This is a genomic window from Pseudomonas sp. FW305-70 (assembly GCF_058783925.1).
Window position 1 is genome coordinate 1 of the sequence record NZ_JBYSYZ010000085.1, and the last position, 1,661, is coordinate 1,661.

The window sequence follows — 1,661 nt, forward strand, 5'->3', positions numbered from 1 at the left end:
TTGATTTCTAGTCTTTGACTAGTTCGTTCTTTAAAAATTTGGGTATGTGATAGAAAGATAGACTGAACGTTACTTTCACTGGTAACGGATCAGGCTAAGGTAAAATTTGTGAGTTCTCTTAATTGAGAAATTCGAATTTTCGGCGAATGTCGTCTTCACAGTATAACCAGATTGCTTGGGGTTATATGGTCAAGTGAAGAAGCGCATACGGTGGATGCCTTGGCAGTCAGAGGCGATGAAAGACGTGGTAGCCTGCGAAAAGCTTCGGGGAGTCGGCAAACAGACTTTGATCCGGAGATGTCTGAATGGGGGAACCCAGCCATCATAAGATGGTTATCTTGTACTGAATACATAGGTGCAAGAGGCGAACCAGGGGAACTGAAACATCTAAGTACCCTGAGGAAAAGAAATCAACCGAGATTCCCTTAGTAGTGGCGAGCGAACGGGGACTAGCCCTTAAGTGGCTTTGAGATTAGCGGAACGCTCTGGAAAGTGCGGCCATAGTGGGTGATAGCCCTGTACGCGAAAATCTCTTGGTCATGAAATCGAGTAGGACGGAGCACGAGAAACTTTGTCTGAATATGGGGGGACCATCCTCCAAGGCTAAATACTACTGACTGACCGATAGTGAACTAGTACCGTGAGGGAAAGGCGAAAAGAACCCCGGAGAGGGGAGTGAAATAGATCCTGAAACCGTATGCGTACAAGCAGTGGGAGCCTACTTTGTTAGGTGACTGCGTACCTTTTGTATAATGGGTCAGCGACTTATTTTCAGTGGCGAGCTTAACCGAATAGGGGAGGCGTAGCGAAAGCGAGTCTTAATAGGGCGTCTAGTCGCTGGGAATAGACCCGAAACCGGGCGATCTATCCATGGGCAGGTTGAAGGTTAGGTAACACTGACTGGAGGACCGAACCGACTACCGTTGAAAAGTTAGCGGATGACCTGTGGATCGGAGTGAAAGGCTAATCAAGCTCGGAGATAGCTGGTTCTCCTCGAAAGCTATTTAGGTAGCGCCTCATGTATCACTGTAGGGGGTAGAGCACTGTTTCGGCTAGGGGGTCATCCCGACTTACCAAACCGATGCAAACTCCGAATACCTACAAGTGCCGAGCATGGGAGACACACGGCGGGTGCTAACGTCCGTCGTGAAAAGGGAAACAACCCAGACCGTCAGCTAAGGTCCCAAAGTTATGGTTAAGTGGGAAACGATGTGGGAAGGCTTAGACAGCTAGGAGGTTGGCTTAGAAGCAGCCACCCTTTAAAGAAAGCGTAATAGCTCACTAGTCGAGTCGGCCTGCGCGGAAGATGTAACGGGGCTCAAACCATACACCGAAGCTACGGGTATCACCTTCGGGTGATGCGGTAGAGGAGCGTTCTGTAAGCCTGTGAAGGTGAGTTGAGAAGCTTGCTGGAGGTATCAGAAGTGCGAATGCTGACATGAGTAACGACAATGGGTGTGAAAAACACCCACGCCGAAAGACCAAGGTTTCCTGCGCAACGTTAATCGACGCAGGGTTAGTCGGTCCCTAAGGCGAGGCTGAAAAGCGTAGTCGATGGAAAACAGGTTAATATTCCTGTACTTCTGGTTATTGCGATGGAGGGACGGAGAAGGCTAGGCCAGCTTGGCGTTGGTTGTCCAAGTTTAAGGTGGTAGGCTGAG

General features: G+C 49.4%; 1 rRNA gene (running past one end of the window). It reads left to right on the forward strand.

From position 1 onward, the window contains the following. The first annotated feature begins 187 nt into the window (after positions 1-187). A 23S ribosomal RNA gene (locus tag AC3WN7_RS28545) occupies positions 188-1,661 on the forward strand (it continues 1,459 nt past the right edge of the window).